Origin of the sequence: Corynebacterium comes (genome assembly GCF_009734405.1) — a bacterium.
Classification (GTDB): Bacteria; Actinomycetota; Actinomycetes; order Mycobacteriales; family Mycobacteriaceae; genus Corynebacterium; species Corynebacterium comes.
In genome coordinates this window covers 2,412,518-2,431,949 of the sequence record NZ_CP046453.1, presented here as the reverse complement: position 1 = coordinate 2,431,949, position 19,432 = coordinate 2,412,518, and the positions used below count along the sequence as shown (strand labels likewise).

21 protein-coding genes are annotated in these 19,432 nt (G+C 67.5%); 16 read left to right on the top strand and 5 right to left on the bottom strand.

The window, feature by feature from the left end; genetic code table 11:
• The first annotated feature begins 127 nt into the window (after window positions 1-127).
• From CETAM_RS11650 to ppk2, 3 genes are all read left to right on the top strand, one after another.
• Entirely contained in the window at window positions 128-310 is a 183-nt protein-coding gene (locus CETAM_RS11650) for a hypothetical protein (protein WP_156228998.1), read from the top strand.
• A gap of 89 nt (window positions 311-399) precedes the next feature.
• Complete coding sequence (locus CETAM_RS11645; RefSeq protein ID WP_156228997.1) at window positions 400-582, top strand: hypothetical protein; 183 nt, start codon at window positions 400-402, stop codon at window positions 580-582.
• A gap of 145 nt (window positions 583-727) precedes the next feature.
• Window positions 728-1,627 (top strand): polyphosphate kinase 2, encoded by a 900-nt coding sequence (gene ppk2, locus CETAM_RS11640; RefSeq protein ID WP_156228996.1) that lies wholly within the window; start codon window positions 728-730, stop codon window positions 1,625-1,627.
• A gap of 62 nt (window positions 1,628-1,689) precedes the next feature.
• Here the strand turns inward: ppk2 and CETAM_RS11635 are convergent, their stop codons facing one another.
• From CETAM_RS11635 to CETAM_RS11620, 4 genes are all read right to left on the bottom strand, one after another.
• Complete coding sequence (locus tag CETAM_RS11635) at window positions 1,690-2,598, bottom strand: cation diffusion facilitator family transporter (protein WP_231587488.1); 909 nt, start codon at window positions 2,596-2,598, stop codon at window positions 1,690-1,692.
• 127 nt (window positions 2,599-2,725) lie between these two features.
• Entirely contained in the window at window positions 2,726-6,619 is a 3,894-nt protein-coding gene (locus tag CETAM_RS11630; RefSeq protein WP_156228995.1) for a Pls/PosA family non-ribosomal peptide synthetase, read from the bottom strand.
• A 7-nt stretch (window positions 6,620-6,626) separates the two neighbouring features.
• Window positions 6,627-7,151, bottom strand: coding sequence for a MarR family winged helix-turn-helix transcriptional regulator (locus tag CETAM_RS11625; RefSeq protein ID WP_231587486.1), 525 nt, complete (start codon window positions 7,149-7,151; stop codon window positions 6,627-6,629).
• Window positions 7,152-7,210: 59 nt separating this feature from the next.
• Window positions 7,211-7,504 (bottom strand): rhodanese-like domain-containing protein, encoded by a 294-nt coding sequence (locus CETAM_RS11620; protein ID WP_156228994.1) that lies wholly within the window; start codon window positions 7,502-7,504, stop codon window positions 7,211-7,213.
• A gap of 35 nt (window positions 7,505-7,539) precedes the next feature.
• On the opposite strand from CETAM_RS11620, the gene CETAM_RS11615 reads away from it, so the two are divergent.
• Window positions 7,540-7,908 carry a hypothetical protein gene (locus tag CETAM_RS11615; protein WP_156228993.1) on the top strand — a complete coding sequence of 123 codons (369 nt, stop codon included), beginning with the start codon at window positions 7,540-7,542 and terminating at the stop codon, window positions 7,906-7,908.
• A 118-nt stretch (window positions 7,909-8,026) separates the two neighbouring features.
• Here the strand turns inward: CETAM_RS11615 and CETAM_RS11610 are convergent, their stop codons facing one another.
• Entirely contained in the window at window positions 8,027-8,578 is a 552-nt protein-coding gene (locus CETAM_RS11610) for an inorganic diphosphatase (protein WP_156228992.1), read from the bottom strand.
• A 122-nt stretch (window positions 8,579-8,700) separates the two neighbouring features.
• Here CETAM_RS11610 and dacB point away from each other — a divergent pair, with 122 nt between their 5' ends.
• The 12 genes from dacB to CETAM_RS11550 all read left to right on the top strand — a co-directional run bounded on the left by dacB (window position 8,701) and on the right by CETAM_RS11550 (window position 19,240).
• Window positions 8,701-9,978 (top strand): D-alanyl-D-alanine carboxypeptidase/D-alanyl-D-alanine endopeptidase, encoded by a 1,278-nt coding sequence (gene dacB / locus CETAM_RS11605; protein WP_156228991.1) that lies wholly within the window; start codon window positions 8,701-8,703, stop codon window positions 9,976-9,978.
• A 1-nt stretch (window position 9,979) separates the two neighbouring features.
• Window positions 9,980-10,888 carry a tRNA lysidine(34) synthetase TilS gene (gene tilS / locus CETAM_RS11600; RefSeq protein ID WP_156228990.1) on the top strand — a complete coding sequence of 303 codons (909 nt, stop codon included), beginning with the start codon at window positions 9,980-9,982 and terminating at the stop codon, window positions 10,886-10,888.
• A gap of 16 nt (window positions 10,889-10,904) precedes the next feature.
• The gene (gene hpt / locus CETAM_RS11595) at window positions 10,905-11,492 is read left to right on the top strand and encodes a hypoxanthine phosphoribosyltransferase (protein ID WP_156229505.1); all 588 of its coding nucleotides are present in this window, start codon (window positions 10,905-10,907) and stop codon (window positions 11,490-11,492) included.
• Between the two features lie 142 nt (window positions 11,493-11,634).
• On the top strand, window positions 11,635-14,046 hold the full coding sequence (gene ftsH / locus CETAM_RS11590; RefSeq protein ID WP_156228989.1) for an ATP-dependent zinc metalloprotease FtsH: 2,412 nt from the start codon (window positions 11,635-11,637) through the stop codon (window positions 14,044-14,046).
• Between the two features lies 1 nt (window position 14,047).
• Window positions 14,048-14,620, top strand: a complete 573-nt coding sequence (gene folE, locus CETAM_RS11585; protein WP_156228988.1) for a GTP cyclohydrolase I FolE — start codon at window positions 14,048-14,050, stop codon at window positions 14,618-14,620.
• Window positions 14,621-14,631: 11 nt separating this feature from the next.
• Window positions 14,632-15,483, top strand: coding sequence for a dihydropteroate synthase (gene folP, locus CETAM_RS11580; RefSeq protein ID WP_156228987.1), 852 nt, complete (start codon window positions 14,632-14,634; stop codon window positions 15,481-15,483).
• On the top strand, window positions 15,476-15,865 hold the full coding sequence (gene folB, locus CETAM_RS11575; RefSeq protein ID WP_156228986.1) for a dihydroneopterin aldolase: 390 nt from the start codon (window positions 15,476-15,478) through the stop codon (window positions 15,863-15,865). The genes folP and folB overlap by 8 nt, the downstream gene beginning before the upstream one ends.
• Entirely contained in the window at window positions 15,865-16,350 is a 486-nt protein-coding gene (folK, locus tag CETAM_RS11570) for a 2-amino-4-hydroxy-6-hydroxymethyldihydropteridine diphosphokinase (protein WP_156228985.1), read from the top strand. Before folB ends, folK begins: the two co-directional genes overlap by 1 nt.
• A gap of 2 nt (window positions 16,351-16,352) precedes the next feature.
• Window positions 16,353-16,820, top strand: a complete 468-nt coding sequence (locus CETAM_RS11565; RefSeq protein WP_156228984.1) for a DUF3180 domain-containing protein — start codon at window positions 16,353-16,355, stop codon at window positions 16,818-16,820.
• 10 nt (window positions 16,821-16,830) lie between these two features.
• Window positions 16,831-17,730: a DUF6779 domain-containing protein gene (locus CETAM_RS11560; RefSeq protein WP_156228983.1), complete on the top strand. Its 900-nt coding sequence runs from the start codon at window positions 16,831-16,833 to the stop codon at window positions 17,728-17,730.
• A 2-nt stretch (window positions 17,731-17,732) separates the two neighbouring features.
• Entirely contained in the window at window positions 17,733-18,437 is a 705-nt protein-coding gene (locus CETAM_RS11555) for a 6PGD fold domain-containing protein (protein ID WP_156228982.1), read from the top strand.
• The gene (locus CETAM_RS11550) at window positions 18,434-19,240 is read left to right on the top strand and encodes a pantoate--beta-alanine ligase (RefSeq protein WP_156228981.1); all 807 of its coding nucleotides are present in this window, start codon (window positions 18,434-18,436) and stop codon (window positions 19,238-19,240) included. The genes CETAM_RS11555 and CETAM_RS11550 overlap by 4 nt, the downstream gene beginning before the upstream one ends.
• The last annotated feature ends 192 nt before the right edge of the window (window positions 19,241-19,432 follow it).

The following is a 19,432-nucleotide window of genomic DNA, read 5'->3' as shown; positions in this document are numbered from 1 at the left end:
ATTTTCGTTTTGGGCTTGACGGCCCTCCAAGTTGTGACAGAATATTTACCTGTGACCCCCTGCGGGTGTCAATCATCTGGAAAACTTCCCAGCCTCAGCCGGCTGGCTTTAACCTAGGAGATATCCCATGGATCTCGGTACCATTCAGGAACTGTTCGCAGATTTCGGCGTCTTCGGCAAGAACATCGGCATCGCCTTCCAGTCCATCCCGGACCTGGTCAACACCGTCGTTGAGTTCTTCGACATCTCCGACAAGCTGTCCTCCAACACCGAGGATGCTCTCGACGAGCCCCGCCGCGGCCGCAACTAATCTCCCCAGCCCCCTGGCTGACCGTCGCGCTTGATCTAAGCTCGGCACCTCTCTGACCTTCACACTTCCAGATCCACAAGGAGATCAACATGTCCTCTGATATCGCAAACGTCGCTGACACCTTCGACCGTCTGTCCTCCGGCTACACCGAAAAGGGCTGGGGCGGCAAGGAGATCGAGAAGGAGACCATCTTCTCCTTCTCCTTCGACTTCCTGAAGGACGCCGGCACCTGGGCTGAGGCCATCGGCAAGCTCCTCGGCCTGGTTGCCTAATAACGGCAGCTGACCACAGCTTCTGAAGACTCCGATCCGTGAGGATCGGAGCCTTCTGCTTTTCCGGGGTCCGGCGGGCGGGATTCCGCGGGTCACCGAAGGGTTCGTCGCGCCGCCCCAGAGTTGAGTGACTAGACTGATTGACATGGCTGACCACAAGGACGACGGACTTCCCGTCATTGACCTGGCGAAGACCGAGGGTTACATCGTCGATGATTCAGATGAGGATGACCCGATTCTGCTCCGCCCGGACGGCACCCCGATCGAGACGTGGCGGGAGAACTACCCGTACGAGGAGCGCATGACGCGCGACGAGTACGAGAAGACCAAGCGCGCCCTCCAGATCGAGCTGCTGAAGTGGCAGAACTGGACCAAGGACACCGGTCAGCGCCACATCATCCTCTTCGAGGGCCGTGACGCCGCCGGCAAGGGGGGCAGTATCAAGCGTTTCAACGAGCACCTCAACCCCCGTGGCGCCCGGACCGTCGCCCTGGAGAAGCCCTCCCCGCGGGAATCCACCTCCTGGTACTTCCAGCGTTATATCGCGCATTTCCCTTCCGCCGGCGAGATCATCTTCTTCGACCGTTCCTGGTACAACCGTTCGGGCGTAGAGCGCGTCATGGGTTTCTGCACCGAGTCCCAGCACGCCGAGTTCCTCCGTGAGGTCCCGATGCTGGAGAACATGCTCCTGGGTTCGGGCATCTCCCTGACCAAGTTCTGGTTTTCGGTGACCCGGAAGGAGCAGCGCACCCGCTTCGCCATCCGTCAGGTCGACCCGGTGCGCCAGTGGAAGCTATCCCCGATGGACCTGGCCTCCCTGGACAGGTGGGACGACTACACCCGCGCCAAGGAGGAGCAGTTCCGCTACACCGACACCGATGAGTCCCCCTGGGTGACCATCAAGTCGAACGACAAGAAGCGCGCGCGCATCAACGCGATGCGCTATATCCTGTCGAAGTTCGAGTACACGAACAAGGACCACGAGGTCGTCGGTCAGCCTGATCCGCGCATCGTCCTGCGGGGCCGCGACCAGATCGGCGATTAGTCTGACGTCAGCCAGCTCAGCATCAGGACCCGCCCTCCCTATCCCGGGAGGGCGGGTCTGCGCTATGTCGGGGCCTGCATCCGCTCCCACGGTTCGATGTGCACGATGGTGTCGGTACCGGGCAGGGCGGCCTCCAGGGCGGTCTCCAGTTCGGTGGCGACATTGTGCGCCTGCTCGACGCTCCAGGCCGGAGGAGTGCCCATGACAAGGTTGACGAGGCGCTGGCGGCCGAGACTGACGGTGCGGGGTGGCGCGAAGTCCACGGGATACCGACCGCGGAACTGGCCGAGGACGGCGTCGATGATGTCGTGGTCGGCCGCGGACAGCGACTGGCTGATGAGACTGCTCAGCGAATCACGGAGCAGGCCGTAGCCGGTGACCAGGATGTTCGCGCCGACTGCGAGGGCGATCGCCGGGTCGAGCCAGTGCCAACCGGTGAGCCACACGGCGGCGATGCCGACGAGCACCCCGACGGAGGTCCACACGTCGGTGATCAGGTGCCGGCCGTCGGCGGACAGCGTGGCGGACCGGTACCTCCGTCCCTGCCGGAGGAGGAACACGCCCACCAGGCCGTTCAGCACCGAGGCCGCCGTGGTGAGGACGAGGCCGATGCCCACCGACTCCAGGGGCTGCGGATCCATCAGCCGCTGCACGGAGGTGAGGATGATGGCCGCGGCGGCGATGAAGATCATCATGCCCTCGACGAGGGCGGAGACGTACTCGGATTTGCCGTGCCCGAAGTGGTGGGAGGAGTCGGCGGGTCTGGCCGCCACCCTCAGCGCGAAGATGGCGACGACGGCGGCGACGAGGTTGACGGTGGACTCGAGGGCGTCGGAAAGAAAACCCACCGAGCCGGTGATCGCGGCAGCGGCGGACTTGAGGATGATGGTGAGCACCGCGGCGGCGACCGAAACATACATGAAACGGATGAGCAGGGCGGTTTCCTGCTGATGAGTTCTCCGGCTGATCATTGCACTGTCCCTTCCTTCCTTGTTGTACGGTACTCCCCGCACATCAGTGCTGGTAGAAGGATGGGAAGACCAAACGGCCCGCACCAGTGGCTGGTACGGGCCGCGTGGAGGAACGTCGGGGGGGATCCTAGGACTTCACGCCCGTCCACGGCTCGATCGGGTTGCCCTGCCACACCGTGTTGGCCGGGACCTGGTCGCCACGCATGACCAGGGAGCCCGGGCCGACGGTCGCGCCCTCGCCGAGGGTGGCGGCCGGCAGTGCCACCGAGTGGGCGGCGAGGGTCGCTCCGTCACCGATGGTGACGTAGTCGAGGCTCATGACACGATCCTGGAACAGGTGTGTCTGCACGACGGTTCCCGGGCCGACGGACGCACCGCGGCCGACGACACACAGATCCGTCTCGGGGAACCAGTAGGTCTCGATCCAGGCGCCGCGACCGATGCGGACACCGAGCGCACGCAGCGCGACGTTGAGCTCGCCGGCGCCCAGGTTGTGCTGCAGGAACCACGGCCCGGCGACCGACTCGACGAACGCGTCCTGCAGCTCGTTGAGCCACACGAACTCGCTCCACAGCGGGTGATCGCCCGGGCGGTGCTTACCCACGCAGAACCACTTCACCAGCACCGTGATGACCATGGCCACCAGCCCGGCCACCATCAGGGTGACGCCACCGGCCAGCCACGCGGCCCACACGCCGACGTTGACCGTCAGCCAGTAGAGCGTTCCGACGACCGCGGCCAGCAGCATCGCCGACACCATCGGCGCGAGCAGGCGCATCGTCTCGATGAATCCGCGGAACACCTTCACCTTGAGTCCCGGGTTGTAGGTCAGAGCCTCGCCACCGCCGGCATCCACCAGGACACGACGCATACGCTCCGGCGGGGAGCCCCACCAGTTGGTGTTGGCCTTGGCCTTCTTCGGCGTCGACGACAGGACAGCCACGAGCGAGTTCTTCGGAAGCTTGCGTCCCGGCCCGGTGATGCCGGAGTTGCCGACGAAGCTGCGTTTGCCCACGCGGGTCTCACCGGTGAGCATCCAGCCGCCGCCGAGCTCGTAGCCGCCGATGAGGGTGTCGTCGGCGAGGAAGGCACCGTCGCGTACCTCGGTGAGCTTGGGCACCATCACGGCGGTGGAGACCTCGACGTCGCGGCCGATCTTCGCGCCCAGGCTGCGCAACCACATCGGGGTGAGCTGGCCGGCGTAGAGCGGGAAGAGGTAGGTGCGGGCGTCATCCATCAGGCGTTCGATGGTCCACAGCTGCCAGCCGTGGAAGGAACGTACCGGTGTCACGCCCGGTTTCAGGCCGAGCGAGAGCAGGCGCACACCCAGCCAGGTGGCCACCATGTAGAAGGCGAACGCGACCAGGCCACCCAGCGGGGCGAACACCACCCCACCGAGCAGCGGGTTGCCGTCGGTGTACTGGACCAGTGTGAGAACCACGAGCCCACCGAGTGCGATGGCCACCAGCGGCTGCAGACTGAGCAGCAGAGAGGTCAGACCGTAGATGGGCACCCAACGGGTGCGACGCGGCGGGTGCTCGTCGGGGAAGCGGTGTTTGGAGCGTCCGACCTTCTCTGCCGGTGAACCCGACCAGCGGGCGCCCGGTTTGACGGGGCGGCCACCGGTGACGGTGGAACCGGCCTCGACATGGGCGTCCGCGCCGATGACGGTGCCCGGAAGCAGGGTGGAGCGGGCGCCGACGCGGGCCTGGCTGCCCACATCGATGGCGCCGACGCGCAGGATGTCACCGTCGACCCAGTAGCCGGACATGTCCACCTCGGGTTCGATGGCGGAGTGGTCGCCGAGCGTGAGCAGGCCGGTGACCGGGGGCAGGGAGTGCAGGTCCACGCCCCGGCCGATCTTCACCCCGAGCGAACGCGCGTAGTAGATGACCCAGGTGGCACCCGAGATCGAATGGGAGCCCGACGCCTCGGCCCAGCGTTCCGCAGCCCAGATGCGAAGATGGGTGGCGCCGCCGCGGCGGTAGTCGCCGGGCCTGATGCCGGCGGTGAGCAGACGTGCGCCCAGTCCGCCCAGCGGCAGGCGGCCGACGGGGGAGCCGAACACGACGAGCAGGAACGCGATGAGCCACCACGAGGTGTGCACCGCCCACTCCACACCCGCCAGACGGGCCAAGTTGCCGCCCAGCAGAATCCACCCCAGCCAGGTGGTGGCCTGCAGCGTCATCATCGGGACCTGGATCAGCAGCTGTGCCAGGCGCGTACCTGCGCCTACCGGGCGGACCACACGGGGTTCGACGGGGGTGGTGTCGACAAGCGAGACACCTGACTTCTTGGCGATGGACTCGACGGCCTCGGCGAGCGAGCCCAGACGCGGATGATCGTAGAGGTCGCGCACCGCGACGGTGGGAACCTGTCGGCGGATGCGGCCGACCAGGGTAGCGGCGGCGAGCGAGGTGCCGCCGAGGGTGAAGAAGTCGGAGTCGGCGTCCGCGACGGAGGTGCCCAGAACGTCGACCCACAGCTCGGCGAGCCAGGTCTCCGTGGGGTTGAGGTCGGTGGCCTCCACACCCACGCCCGGCAGCGGCCAGGGCAGCGCCTTCTTGTCCACCTTTCCGGAGGTGCGGATCGGCAGCTCCTCCATCACGCAGATGCGCGGGACGAGGGCAGCGGGCATGGTCTCCGCGAGACGCTGGTGGGCGGCCTCGTGGTCGAAATCGATCTCCGGGTCATCGAGGGAGACGTAACCGACCAGCACCGACTGATTCGCGCCGGTCTTCTGTACGGCGACGGCGGAGTTGTACACGTTGGGCAGGGCGGCGACGTTCGCCTCCACCTCGCCGAGTTCGATGCGGCGGCCGCCGATCTTCACCTGGTCGTCGACACGGCCGATGAAGTACAGGCCGTCCTCCTCCAGGCGCACGTGGTCGCCGGAGCGGTAGGCACGCGGCCAGCCGACGGTGGGCATGGGCGCGTACTTCTCGGCGTCCTTCTCGGGATCGAGGTAGCGGGCCAGACCTACGCCACCGATCACCAGTTCACCTACCTGACCGACCTCGACCGGCTGGTCCTGTTCATCGACGACGAGCAGATCCCAACCCGCCAACGGCAGCCCGATGCCCACCGGATGATCCGGGTACAGCTGGGTCGCGGATGCGACGACGGTCGCCTCGGTCGGACCGTAGGTGTTCCACATCTCGCGGTCCTCGGTGGCCAGACGCTCGACCAGCTCCTGGGAGCAGGCCTCACCGCCCACGATGAGCAGGCGGATGTTGTCCAGCGCCTCGGCGGGCCACAGGCCGGCCAGGGTGGGAACGGTGGAGACGACGGTGATGTCCCGGCGGATCAGCCAGGGGCCGAGGTCCATGCCGGAGCGGACGAGGCTACGGGGCGCAGGCACCAGGCAGGCGCCGTGGCGCCATGCCAGCCACATCTCCTCGCAGCTCGCGTCGAAGGCGACCGACAGGCCGGCCAGCACGCGATCTTCGGGTCCGAGGGGGCCGCCGGGGGAGTTGACCAGGAAGAGCTGGGCCTCGGCGTCGACGAAAGCGGCGGCGGAGCGGTGGCTGACGGCCACGCCCTTCGGCTTGCCGGTCGAACCGGAGGTGAAGATGATCCAGGCGGTGTCGCCGAGCTGCGGGCGGTGCTTGTCGCCACCTGCGCGCGGGGAGAGCATGCGGAAGCCCTCGTCGGTGAACACGCCGTTGATGTTCCCCTCGGAGAACACCATCTCTGCGCGCTCCTCCGGGTCATCGGCGTCCACCGGCACATAGGCCGCGCCGGCGGCGATGGTGGCGAGGATGGCGATGTAGAGGTCACGGCTGCCTGAGGTCATCCGGATGCCGATGCGGTCACCGCGACGGATGCCGTTGGCGTGCAGTTCGGCCGCTAGTGCGTGCACCTCGTCCATGAGCTCCGCGTAGGTGAGGATCTCGCCGTCGTCGATGGCGGCTGCCTCAGGGTACTCGGCGGCGGTGGCGGCGAGAATGTCGTAGAGCGTGCGTTTGGCGGGGGCTTCGGCGGCACGGAGGAACTGGCGGGGAACATTGTGGAGGGTCATGTGTCTTCTAGGCACCCTTCGCTACGTGTTCATCGGGTTCCTCGGGGCAGGGTTCGGCCGATTCCGTCGTGAGCACCGCCTGGGTCAGCTTGCGCAGGTGCTTGAGCTGCTTGCCGGTGGACTCGTCCAGGGCGGCGGATTCCGCCTGGGTGACCAGGACGGCCAGCTCCGCCTGGGCCTTGGCGCCGGCCTTGGTCAACGTGACGATCTGACGGCGGCGGTCCCTGGGATCCCGATCGCGCTTCGCCCAGGACTTGGTCTCCAGGGCGTCGATCAGCCGCACCATGTCGGAGGCGTCGATGGCCAGGCTCTCGGACAGGGCCGTCTGTGAGGAGGCGTCGCGCTCCGTCAGGCAGGTGAGCACCCAGTATTCACGCATGGTGGTGTCGCGGGTGGACAGTGAGGACTCGACGCAGTCGCGGGTACGGCGACGCAGGCGTTCCAGCTGGAAGCTCGGTGATTCGAGCAGGCTCAAGGGGACACCGGTGGTCATGGTGACCTCCACAGTGGGTGAATCTTTCTTTTGGATCATGACATCAATCCTAATCCCCCCACTGTGGTTTTGTTAAATCATGGGAAGTAACCCACTATTTATTTTTCCAGGGGAAGTCCGGCCTCAATCCAGGCCAACGTGCCGCCCGCCACATTGATCGCGTCAAGGCCGTGCGCCTGCGAAAGGTACTCGCATGCCTGGCCCGAGCGGCCCCCCGAACGGCAGATGATGTAGATGTCCCGGTCGGGATCCAGCTCACCGACACGCGAGGTGAACTCCGAGAGGGCGATGAGCTTCGCGGTGGGGGCATGCCCCTCGGCGTACTCGTCCGCCTCGCGGACGTCGATGAGCTGGGCGCCGGCCGGAACCTGGGTGACATTCACAGTCTTCATGGGGGAGACATTACTCCCGTGCCACACTGGGCACCATGGAAATCGCGGCGTTGAGGCGCCTCACCGGCATGATCGCCGACCGTCTCTGGCTGGTGGCGTTCGTGCTGGGAGCAGTGGGCGGGGGGCTGGTGTGGCTGGGAGTTCGGCTCGGTCTGGCACTGGTCACCATCGCGATCCTGATCGTGCCGGTCGCGGTGGTGGCGGTCTTCGCCCGGCTCCTGCGGCAGCCCGCCGACCGGATCCCCCGCTGGCTGACGGTGCTCGGTGGTTCGGGTTCCGTCACGGGGCTGGTCTGGCTGATCGTCTCGCCCGGGCACGTGCCGGCCATCCTCATCCTGGCGGTCGGAGTGTGGCTGCTGATCGTCGGGATCATCGCATCCGTGGCGGTCGGCCGGGTGGGCTGACGGGGCCGGTGAACGGTTCCCCGGGCAAAGAAAATCCGCGGACAGCCCGGAGACGGCCCCTGGTCGGGCCTGCCCCACTGACTGTCCGCGGATGTCCCGTGACTGCTCGCGGGGAGGACTATTCCGCGAGCTTCTTCTCCACGTCGCTCTCGGCGTCCTTCTTCTCCTCGAGGCCCTCGCGGGTGTTGGTGCCCTCCTGCTTGTAGCGCTCGATGGACTCATCGAGGATGCGCACGGCCTCCTCGCGGTTGCCCCAGCCGGAGCCGGTGACCTCCTTGTTGGGTTCCAGGTCCTTGTAGTGGACGAAGAAGTGCTCGATCTCGTCACGGGTGAAGGAGGAGATGTCCTCGAGCTCCTGGAACTGGTCGAAGCGCGGGTCATCGATGACGCAGAGCAGCTTGTCGTCGCCGCCGGCCTCATCGGTCATCTTGAACACGCCGACGATGCGGGCGGAGACGACCACACCGGGGTAGACCGGCTCGGGGGAGATGACCAGTGCATCCAGCGGGTCGCCGTCCTCGCCGAGGGTGTGCTCGATGAAGCCGTAGTCCGCCGGGTATGCCATCGGGGTGAACAGGTAGCGGTCGAGGAAGACCCGGCCCGTCTCATGATCGACCTCGTACTTGTTGCGGGAACCCTTCGGGATCTCGACGATGACTTCAACCTGCATGGAGTATCTCCTTCAATGAAATAAGGCGGGGAATCGCATCTCATCCTACCGCCGCCACCCGCCGTGTCGCTGAACACCCGGCTACCGCGGAAACCAACCCTCCTCGCGCTACCCTGTGCAGAATGAGTGGAAAGAAGCTGTGGTGGTCGGTGACCGCCGGCGTGGTCGCTGTGGCCGTGGCCGGTGTGGCAGGGTTCGGCGTGCTGGTGCAGCAGACTTATGGTGACCTCACCCACGGTCCGGCCTACGCGGTGGAGGAACCTTCGCCGGTGCTGGTTCCCGCTGAGGCCGAGGCCGGGGTCGACACTACTGCCCTAGCGGCCCGGCTGGCAGAGCTTGCCGACGACCCCGCCCTGGGAACCCTCCACGGCCGCGTGACCGACACGGTGACCGGCGAGACGGTGTGGGATCTCGAGTCCGGCACCCCGCTGCAGCCGGCCAGTGCCACGAAGATCCTCACCGCCGCCGCAGCCATCCTGGAACTCGGCCCGGACGACGTCCTCACCACCGAGGTTGTGGCGGGCGACAATCCCGGCACCGTGGTCATCCGCGCCGCCGGTGATGTGTGGCTGACCACTGAGCAGCTCGACGGGCTGGCAGAGGAGATCGGGACCGCAGATCAGGTGACCATTGACACCTCTGCCTGGGACGGCGACCCGTTCATGCCGGGCTGGGATCCCGCGGACGTCGACGCCGGGTACATCGCACCTCTGGAACCCGCGATGATCTACGGCGCGCGGATCGGCGACACCGAGGGAGATGTCCCCCGCTCGCACACCCCCGCGCTCGACGTCGCCCGCGCGCTCGCCGACAGGGTCGGCGCCGCCACCGTCGGCATGGGGCCCGCGCCCGCCGACGCCGAGGTGCTCGCCAGCACGCGCTCCCCGCAGCTGATCGACCGCATCGAGGCGATGATGATCTGGTCCGACAACGTCATGGCCGAGGCCATCGGCCATGAGCTCGCCGTCCACCGCGGCCTGCCCGGTTCCGCGGCCGCGGCGACCCAGTCCACCCTCGATGTGCTCACCGAGCACGGTTTCGACATCACCGGCGTCAGTCTCGCGGACAATTCGGGCCTGTCCACCTACAACCTCATCCCGCCGCGCGTCCTCGACGACGTGCTTCTCGACGCCGCCGCCCACCCCCCTCTCCGACCCCTGCTCGCGACCCTGCCGGTCGCCGGCGGATCCGGCACGCTCACCGACCGCTATGAGGATCTCTCCGGTCGCGGCTGGGTGCGTGCCAAGACAGGCACCCTCACCGGCACCTCCGCGCTGGCGGGCGTGGTCACCGCGGACTCGGGCAGGGTCTACTCCTTCGCGCTGCTGTCCAACGGATCGGACATCCTGGCGGCGCGGGCCGCGCTCGACCGCTTCGCCTCCGCCATCCGGGATTCCTGATATGCGGTATCCGCGCGTCAGCCCCCGTTTCCTGGCGTGCCGGGTGGCGGTGCGTCCCTTCCTCACCTCAGAACCCGTCATCGTGGGGCTGTCGGGTGGGGCAGATTCCCTCGCGCTGGTGGCCGCCGCCGTCGCGGAAGGGCAGGCCGTGCAGGCGGTGGCGGTTGACCACCAACTCCAGCCAGGGTCTGCGGAGGTCGCCGAAAAGGCCTGTGAACAGGCGGAACAGCTCGGCGCGGGTGCGCAGCTGCGCACCGTCACCGTCGAAGAGGCAGGCAGCCTGGAGGCCAACGCCCGTCAGGCCCGCTACGCCGCCCTCTTCGGGGCGGGGAAGGGGGACGTCTGGGTGGCGCACACCCGCGAGGACCAGGCCGAGACCCTGCTGCTCGGCGCCCTGCGCGGAAACCCCGCCGGTATGAGCCCCCGGGCCGGGCGGCTCGTGCGGCCTTTCCTGAAGATCCGCCGCACGGACACGCTCGGTGCGTGCGCCGAGCTGGACCTGGACCCCTGGCACGACCCCCACAACGATGACCCGGCCTTCCGCCGCGTGGCCGTGCGCCGGCAGTTCATCCCACAGCTGGGCGAGCTGATCGGCGGGAGTGCGGTCGAACCGCTGGCGCAGGCGGCCGACCGGATCGCCGCCGACAACGCCCTGCTCGAGGAACTCGCCGGCCCCCCGACCGAGAACTGCGCGGAACTCGCCGCCCAGGCGGGGCCGCTGCGGCGCCGACGGATCGCGGCGTGGCTGCGGGAGCGGGATGTGGGGGTCACGGCGGCGTCGATAAGCGCGATCGAGGCCCTGTGCACCGATTGGCGGGGACAGGGCGGGGTCGCCGTGGGGCGTACCGCCACCGGGAGGTTGGAAGTACGCCGCGTAGATGGCAGACTGACGTTATTCCCGGCCGGCTAGGAAAGGCATGATGAGCGTGCACGATGACAAGGACTTCAACGTCCCAGCAAACCGCTACGGCGAGGACGTTGAGGCGGTGCTGATCAGCGAGGAAGTTCTTGCTGCCCGTATCCAGGAACTCGCCGACAGGGTCTCCGAGACCTATCGCGACGCCGAGGACGAGCTCATCCTGGTGTGCGTCCTCAAGGGGGCGGTCTTCTTCCTCACGGACTTCGCCCGTGCGCTGTCGATCCCCTCGCAGATGGAGTTCATGGCGGTGTCCTCCTACGGCAACTCCACCACTTCCTCGGGAGTGGTGCGCATCCTCAAGGACCTCGACCGGGAGATCGAGGGCCGAGACGTGCTGATCGTGGAGGACATCATCGACTCGGGACTGACCCTGTCCTGGCTGATGCGCAACCTCAACGCACGCAACCCGAAGTCGCTTGAGGTGATCACCCTCCTGCGCAAGCCCGAGGTGGTCAAGGCGGACGTCCAGCTTTTCGACGTCGGCTTCGACATCCCCAACGAGTTCGTCATCGGCTACGGCCTGGATTATTCCGAGCGCTACCGCGATCTGCCGTACGTGGGTACGCTGCATCCGCGCGTCTACACCGCCAACTAGCGGCCCCGGCGGGCCGGGGAACGAATCCCCCGGCTGAAGCGTTGATGCCAGTACGTAAGATCGTCCTCTACGTCGAAACCGCACACGAAAGGCAATGGTCGCGAAGGTGGGCTGACGAGCCTGCCCTTCGGCTGCCGCACTCATGAGCAACAAGAGAATCCTCCAGATCGGGCTCATCGCCTCGGTGGCCCTGGTGTCCCTGTTCGCGTTCACCCTCCTCACCGACGACACCCGTGGCTTCCAACGCGTGGACACCTCCGTCGTCATGGAGCAGCTCGCGGACCAGAACGCCCGGGAAGTGCAGATCGACGACCGCGAGCAGCGGATCCGCGTCGAGCTGCGCGAGCCCATCACGTACGAGGAACGTGAGGGCGTCGAGGAGATCATCGCCCAGTACCCGGCACGCACCTCCCCGCAGGTTTTCGACGCCGTCCAGGCATCGGGGGCCGACAACTACACCACCGAGGTCACGCAGGACAGCTTCCTCATGAGCATGTTCAGCTTCCTGCTGCCCATGCTGCTGCTGTTCGGCCTCCTCTTCTTCTTCCTCACCCGCATGCAGTCCGGCGGCATGTTCGGTTTCGGCGGCTCCAAGGCCAAGGAGCTGACCAAGGATATGCCGACGAACACCTTCGCGGATGTCGCCGGCGCGGACGAGGCCGTCAGTGAACTGGAGGAGATCAAGGACTTCCTCCAGGATCCGACCCGCTACCACGCCCTCGGCGCGAAGATCCCGCGCGGCGTGCTGCTCTACGGCCCGCCCGGCACCGGTAAGACCCTGCTCGCCCGCGCCGTCGCCGGTGAGGCCGGGGTGCCGTTCTACTCCATCTCCGGTTCGGACTTCGTGGAGATGTTCGTCGGTGTCGGCGCCTCCCGCGTGCGTGACCTGTTCAAGCAGGCCAAGGAGAACAGTCCCTGCATCATCTTCGTGGACGAGATCGACGCCGTCGGTCGCCACCGTGGCTCCGGCACCGGCGGTGGACACGACGAGCGTGAGCAGACCCTCAACCAGCTGCTGGTGGAGATGGACGGCTTCGGCGACCGCGAGGGCGTCATCCTCATGGCCGCCACGAACCGCCCCGACATCCTGGACCCGGCGCTGCTGCGCCCGGGTCGTTTCGACCGTCAGATCCCGGTGACCAACCCGGATCTCAAGGGCCGCGAGAAGATCCTCGAGGTCCATTCCAAGGGCAAGCCGCTGGGGCCGGACGCCGACCTGAAGTCCCTGGCCAAACGCACCGCCGGCATGTCGGGTGCGGATCTGGCCAACGTGCTCAACGAGGCCGCCCTGCTCACCGCCCGCATCGGCGGCAACGTGATCACCGCGGATGCACTCGAGGAGGCGACCGACCGCGTCATCGGTGGTCCGCGCCGCGAGGGCAAGATCATCTCCGAGAAGGAGAAGAAGGTCACCGCCTATCACGAGGGCGGCCACACTCTGGCTGCATGGGCGCTCAAGGACATCGAGCGCGTGTACAAGGTGACCATCCTCGCCCGCGGTCGCACCGGCGGCCACGCCATGACCGCCCAGGAGGACGACCGCGGCATGTACAACCGTGACGAGCTCTTCGCCCGTCTCGTGTTCGCCATGGGTGGCCGCGCCGCTGAGGAGCTGGTGTTCGGCGAGCCGACCACCGGCGCCTCAGCCGACATCGAGCAGGCCACCAAGATCGCCCGCGCCATGCTCACCGAATACGGCATGTCGCCGTCCCTGGGCACCGTCAAGTACGGCGAGGAGCAGGGCGATCCCTTCTCCGGCCGCCCGGGCGGCGGCTCCCTGGATTACTCGCCGGCCGTCGCGGCCAGGATCGACGAGGAGCTGCACATGCTTCTCGACGCCGCCCACCGCCAGGCCTACGACATCCTCGCCGAGCACCGCGATCACCTTGACACTCTCGCGGAGAAACTGCTGGAGAAGGAGACCCTGCGTCGACCGGACCTGGAGGTCCTCTTCGAGGGCATCGAGCCGCGTGAGGCCCTGGAGATCTTCCCGGGCCAGGACGATCGCTTCCCGCGTCAGGCCGGCCGTGAACCCGTGAAGACCCCGGTGGAGTTGGCCATCGAGCGTGGTGAGGAGCCGCCCAAGCGCTTCTCCCTCCTCGAGGCAACCCGGAAGGCCCGGGAGAAGCGTCAGACTGAACTCGCCGTGGCGGGGGTGTCGCTGGAGACACCGGAGGATTCGGACGCCGCGACCCCCTCCCCGGAATCCGTGCCCACCCCGCGCTACGGCGGCACGCCGCCGCCGGCGGACTGGACCGTGCCGGGTTGGTCGCCGAAGGACAACCCTTATGCCGCTGGTGCTGAGCACCCGGGCATGAAGAACTACAGCGCCGGGGAAACCCCGTCCGCCCCCGCCCGTCCGGAAACTCCGGAGAACCCGACCGAGGTCATCGGATTCCGCCTGCCGGATCATGAACAGCCCGAGAACGTGGGGGACGTGGGCGTCGCACGGCATGAAAAGCAGGACGAGCACAGCGAGCGGCCGGTGACGGGCGCTGATGAGATAGCCTCGCCGAGTGACACCGACACCACCCAGTTTCCGAAGGAGCACTAAAGTGACCGGACCCTTTGATCAGGAGCGGGCTGAGGCTGCCGTGCGGGAGCTGCTCATCGCGGTGGGCGAGAACCCCGAACGTGAGGGGCTGCGGGACACCCCCGCCCGTGTGGCGCGGGCGTACCGGGAGGTCTTCGCCGGGTTGCACTCTGACCCCACCGAGGTGCTCGAGCGCACCTTCGCGGAAGATCACCAGGAGCTGGTGCTGGTACGCGACATCCCCATCTACTCCACCTGCGAGCACCACCTGGTGCCGTTCTACGGCAAGGTCCACATCGGTTACATCCCCGGCAAGGAGGGGCACGTCACGGGCCTGTCCAAGCTGGCGAGGCTGGCAGACATGTACGCCAGGCGTCCGCAGGTCCAGGAGCGTCTGACCTCGCAGATCGCGGACGCGCTGGTGGACAAGCTGGGTGCGCAGGCCGTCATCGTGGTCATCGAGTGCGAGCACCTGTGCATGGCCATGCGCGGTATCCGCAAGCCGGGTGCCACGACGACCACCTCCGCGGTGCGCGGCGGCTTCAAGACCAACGCCGCATCCCGCGCCGAGGTCCTCAGCCTCATCCGGGGATAGGGGGAGAACACATGCGGGTCAACGATCTGACGGTGCCGGACCGGTGTCTGGTGATGGGCATCGTCAACGTCACGGAGGACTCCTTCTCCGACGGCGGGCAGTGGCTGGACATCGATGCAGCCATCGCCCACGGACGGGAGCTGGTGGCACAGGGCGCCGACATGATCGACGTCGGCGGTGAGTCCACCCGCCCCGGCGCCACGCGTGTCGACGCCGAGGTCGAGGCCGAACGCATCGCCCCCGTCATCCGGGCACTGACCCAGGAGGGGATCCCCACCTCCGTGGACACCATGCGTGCCTCCGTCGCGGCGGTCGCCGCGGAGGCGGGAGTCGCCATGATCAACGACGTCTCCGGCGGCCTGGCAGACCCGCAGATGTACCGCGTCATGGCGGACACCGACCTGCCCGTGTGCCTCATGCACTGGCGCACCGTCCAGTTCGGCGACGCCGCCGGTCGGGCAGATCATGGCGACGACGTGGTGCGTGACGTCCACGAGAGCCTCGGCCGCCTGGTCGACAACGCCCTGGCTGCCGGCGTATCGCGCGAGAACATCGTGCTGGATCCGGGGCTGGGCTTCGCCAAGTCGAGGGAGGACAACTGGGCGTTGCTCCACGCGCTGCCCTCCTTCATCGCCGGTGAGTTCCCCGTGCTGGTGGGAGCCTCCCGCAAGCGTTTCCTCGCTTCTGTGCGTGCTGACCGTGGCCTGGTCGGCGTCCCCGCCGACGCCGACCCGGCCACCGCCGCCGTCACGGCGATCTCCGCCCAGATGGGTGCGTGGGGTGTCCGCGTGCACAATGTGCCGGTGTCCCGGGACGCCGTCGATGTCGCAGCAGCCTGGAATTCGGGAGGCCCCCGTGGCTGACCGCATCGAACTCCGGGGTCTGGAATGCTTCGGCTACCACGGGGTCTTCCCCGAGGAGAAGCGCGACGGCCAGACCTTCATCGTGGACGTCACCTGCTGGCTGGACGTCGCCGAGGCAGCGGCCACCGATGATCTGTCATTGACCGTCAACTACGGTGAGCTCGCCGAGATCGCGGTGTCGGTCGTGCAGGGCGAACCGCGCGACCTCATCGAGACGGTCGCCGTGGAGATCGCGGACCACGCGATGGCCACGTTCGGGCTGCTGCACGCCGTCGAGGTGACCATCCACAAGCCTGACGCACCCATCCCGCACACCTTCGCCGATGTGGCGGTGGTGGCGCGTCGTTCACGCCGTTCGCAGGCCCAGTTCAGGAACGCCTGATGCGTGCTGTCCTGTCCATCGGCTCCAACATGGCCGACCGGTGGACTCTGCTGCGCGGGGTCGCCGAAGAGTTCCGTGGTGAGATCGTCGCGGCATCCCCGGTGTACGCCACCCCGCCGTGGGGCGTGACCGACCAGGGGGAGTTCCTCAACGCCGTGCTCATCGTCGACGTCGACTCCACCCCGCTGGAACTGCTGCGTCGCGGTCAGCGGCTGGAGGATGCCGCTGAACGCGTCCGGGAACGTCACTGGGGGCCGCGCACCCTCGACGTCGACGTGGTCACCGTCATCGATCCGGCGGAGCTGATCTCCGATGATCCCGTGCTCACGCTCCCGCACCCCTTCGCCCACGAGCGGGCATTCGTGCTCGTGCCGTGGCTGGCCGCGGACCCTTCCGCCGCGCTGCGCGGGATCCCCGTCGTCGAGCTCATCGCCAGACTGGACCCGGCTGAGGTGGCGGGAATCGTCGAGGCGGGGAGACTGTAGGCATGCAGCGCACACCGATCGTAGGGCTCGTCGCCGCAGGGGGCTTCACCGCTGCCGTTGCGGCGATCCTCACCTGGCGGTTCTACGGTTCCATGATGACGGTTCCCGTCACCGTGTCCATCTTCCTCTGGGTGATGGCGGCGGTGTGCGTCTACTTCGCCTGGAAGGTCCGTGATCAGATGGCGGGCGGCCGCATCGGCCAGGACCGCAGTCAGCTCAATCCCCTGACGGCGGCGATGTTCCTGGTGATCGGCAAGGCCTCCGCGTGGACGGGGGCGATCGTCGGTGGCGTGTACCTGGGCATCGGCAGTTTCATAGTCCCGCAGATCGGTGAGCTCGCCGCAGCCGGCGACGATCTGCCTGGTGTGGCCGCCAGTGCCGTGGGTGGCATCGCCCTTTCCGCGGCCGGTGTCTATCTCGAACGACACTGCGAGGCACCGCCACCCGCCGAAGGGGAACCAGTTGGTTAGAGTAGAGCCCATGAATGAGGAGCAGACGTCAGGTGGTGTGGATCGCGGTCAGATAATGCTGGTCGGGCTGGTCGTCCTCGCCTTTATCGCGAGTATCGTCATGCTGTTCACGGACAGCGACGGTGCTCTCAAACTCGCCCTGCTCGCGGCCCTGTGGGCGGCGATCCTCGGCTTCTTCCTGGTGTTCCGTTACCGTCGGGAGGCAGACACCGCCCGCCGTGAACTCTCCCACCACGCAGAGCTCCACGACGTCGAGGTCGCCCGCGCCAGCGCCGAGCGCGAGGCTCGTGCGGATACCCGCGCGCTGGAGCTGCGCGATCAGCAGCACGCCCGGGACACGGAGGTTCTCAAGGACATCCAGCGGGAACTCGCCGGCATCCGCGCTCAGCTGGAGGAACTGGCCGGCCGCGAATTCGAGTACGAGCCCGCCGCTCTGCGCGCCGAGGCGCAGCGAATCATGGAACTTGAGCGCGTGACCTTCTCCGACCCGGCGGAGTTCGACGAGCCTGATGAGTCCGAGATCCCCGAGCCCGCTGAGCCGCCGAAGGTCGACGGCCGCATCACCGGCGCGCCCTCCCTGGATGCCGTCACCGGCCGACTCGGCCAGCAGCCCACCCGCCCGCAGGCCAATCCGTTGGCGGACCTCATCGCGGAGAATGCCCGGCGCGAGGAGATGGATGAGACCCGCGTCTTCGACACCGGTTCTTTCCAGGCAGTGAGCTGGGCCGGTGGTGGCAGGAAGCACTCAGCCGAGCCGGAGCCGGCGGCCGAGCCGGAGACCACCCCGGTGGTCAAGCAGGAGACCATCACCGAGCAGGAGGACCGTCGGGGTCGGCGTCGGCGCGACGAGAAGACCGAGGGCGTCTCCGTCGCCGAGCTGCTGGCACGCTCCCGGGACGACCAGGAGTAGAGGTGCAGGCACCCCGCATGCGGGTCGGCGTCTACGGCGACACTCGGTTGTCCACCCTGCCTGACCAGCTCGCACAGGTCGGACACGACGTCTACTACCTCGACTACGACCCCGATCCGCCGAGCCTCGAAGAGCTCGACATGGTCATCCTGGAGGTGCGGGAGTCGTTGCTGGAGGCGGCCGTCGAGAAGCTCGCGGAACGGTCGCGTCGAGGCCAGATCTTCGTGCACACCTCGCTGTCCCACGGCGTGCAGATCATGGATCCGCTCGAGGTCACCGGCGCAGTCGTGATGGCGCTCGGCGAGCTGGGCCCGCAGCGGTGGGCCGTGACCACGGTCGACGAGGTCGGCGACACAATCTCCGACCTCCTCGTGGGCGAGATCGGTGCCAGCGGCTTCCATTTCACCGACGCCGAGCGGCTCCGCGCCGGCGCCGCCGTGACGTACGTCCGGGTCGTGCACACCCTCCGGCAGGACGCGGTGCGTCTGCTGTCCGACGTCCTGGGCACCGCCCAGGAGGCCAGCGACATCGCCGATACGCTGGGCACCCTTCGTCACCTTCCCGACGTCGCCGGGTTGCGCGCGCAGTGGGAGGCCATCGACAACCCCGGCCAGGCACGCGCCTTCCGGCAGGCTTCCCGACGTGTCGCCGAAACCCAGCACAACCAGGACGTCGAGCTCTGGGCAATTCAAGAGGAGAAACTGTGAGCTTCACACCAGGTCAGGCCATCGAATTCGAGGCCGAACAGATCGCCGTTCTGGCCCGCGCCATGCGCAGGAGCGGCCGACCGGTGGTGCTCGTTCCCCTGGGGGTGGGCCTGCACGCCGGTCATATCGCGCTCGTGCGAGCTGCCCGGCGGCTGCCGCGCGCGGTGGTCATCGTCGCCTGGGCAGGCGAGGACGTGCCAGCAGATTTCGCTGCTGAGGGCGTGGACGCCGTCTTCCGCTATGACCAGAACGCCCTCTGGCCCCGCGGCCTGCGGACCCTGGTCCAGCCCGTCGACCTGGACCTCGAGCCCGTCGACGAGGTCGCCCGCCAGCTCACCCTCGAGCTGACCCTCATCAACATTGTCGGCCCCTCCGACGTGGTCGTCGGGGAGAAGGACTACGAACAGATGCGCGCCCTGCAGGCCGCCATCACCGATCTGCACCTGCCGTTGAAGCTCCACGGTGTTCCCGTCGTCCGCCTGCCCGGCGGTCTGGCCGTCTCCCTGCGCAACGCGGGCGTCGCGGAATCCGCCCGTGAGCAGACCGTGGCGCTGTCCGCGGCCCTGACCGCCGGGGCTTATGCCGCTGAGCACGGGGCCGAGGCCGTCCTCGAGGTCGCCCGCAGCGTCCTCGACACGGTCGGCGTGGTCGCGGACTACCTGGAGGTCCGCGGCCTGGACCTCGGGGACGCACCTGAGATCGGCGACGCCCGCCTGCTCGTCTCGGCGAACATCGGCGGGGTGCGGCTCATCGACAACGTCGGCCTGCCGCTGGGCATCGGCTTCCGCAACATCGAGGGGTAGGGGCTGGCCCCGGTCGGATGAGGCGAGGCTTCGTCCGATGTGACATCGCGTTCGACGCCTGAACTCGCTGACCTGGGAGAACACAAAGACGAGCTCTCGTACGATGTGACATCGGACGAGAGCTCGTCTTTGTTGATCCACTTCCTGTGCCATCCCCGGTCTCCCGGGTCACCGTGTTCCTCCGGGAAAACC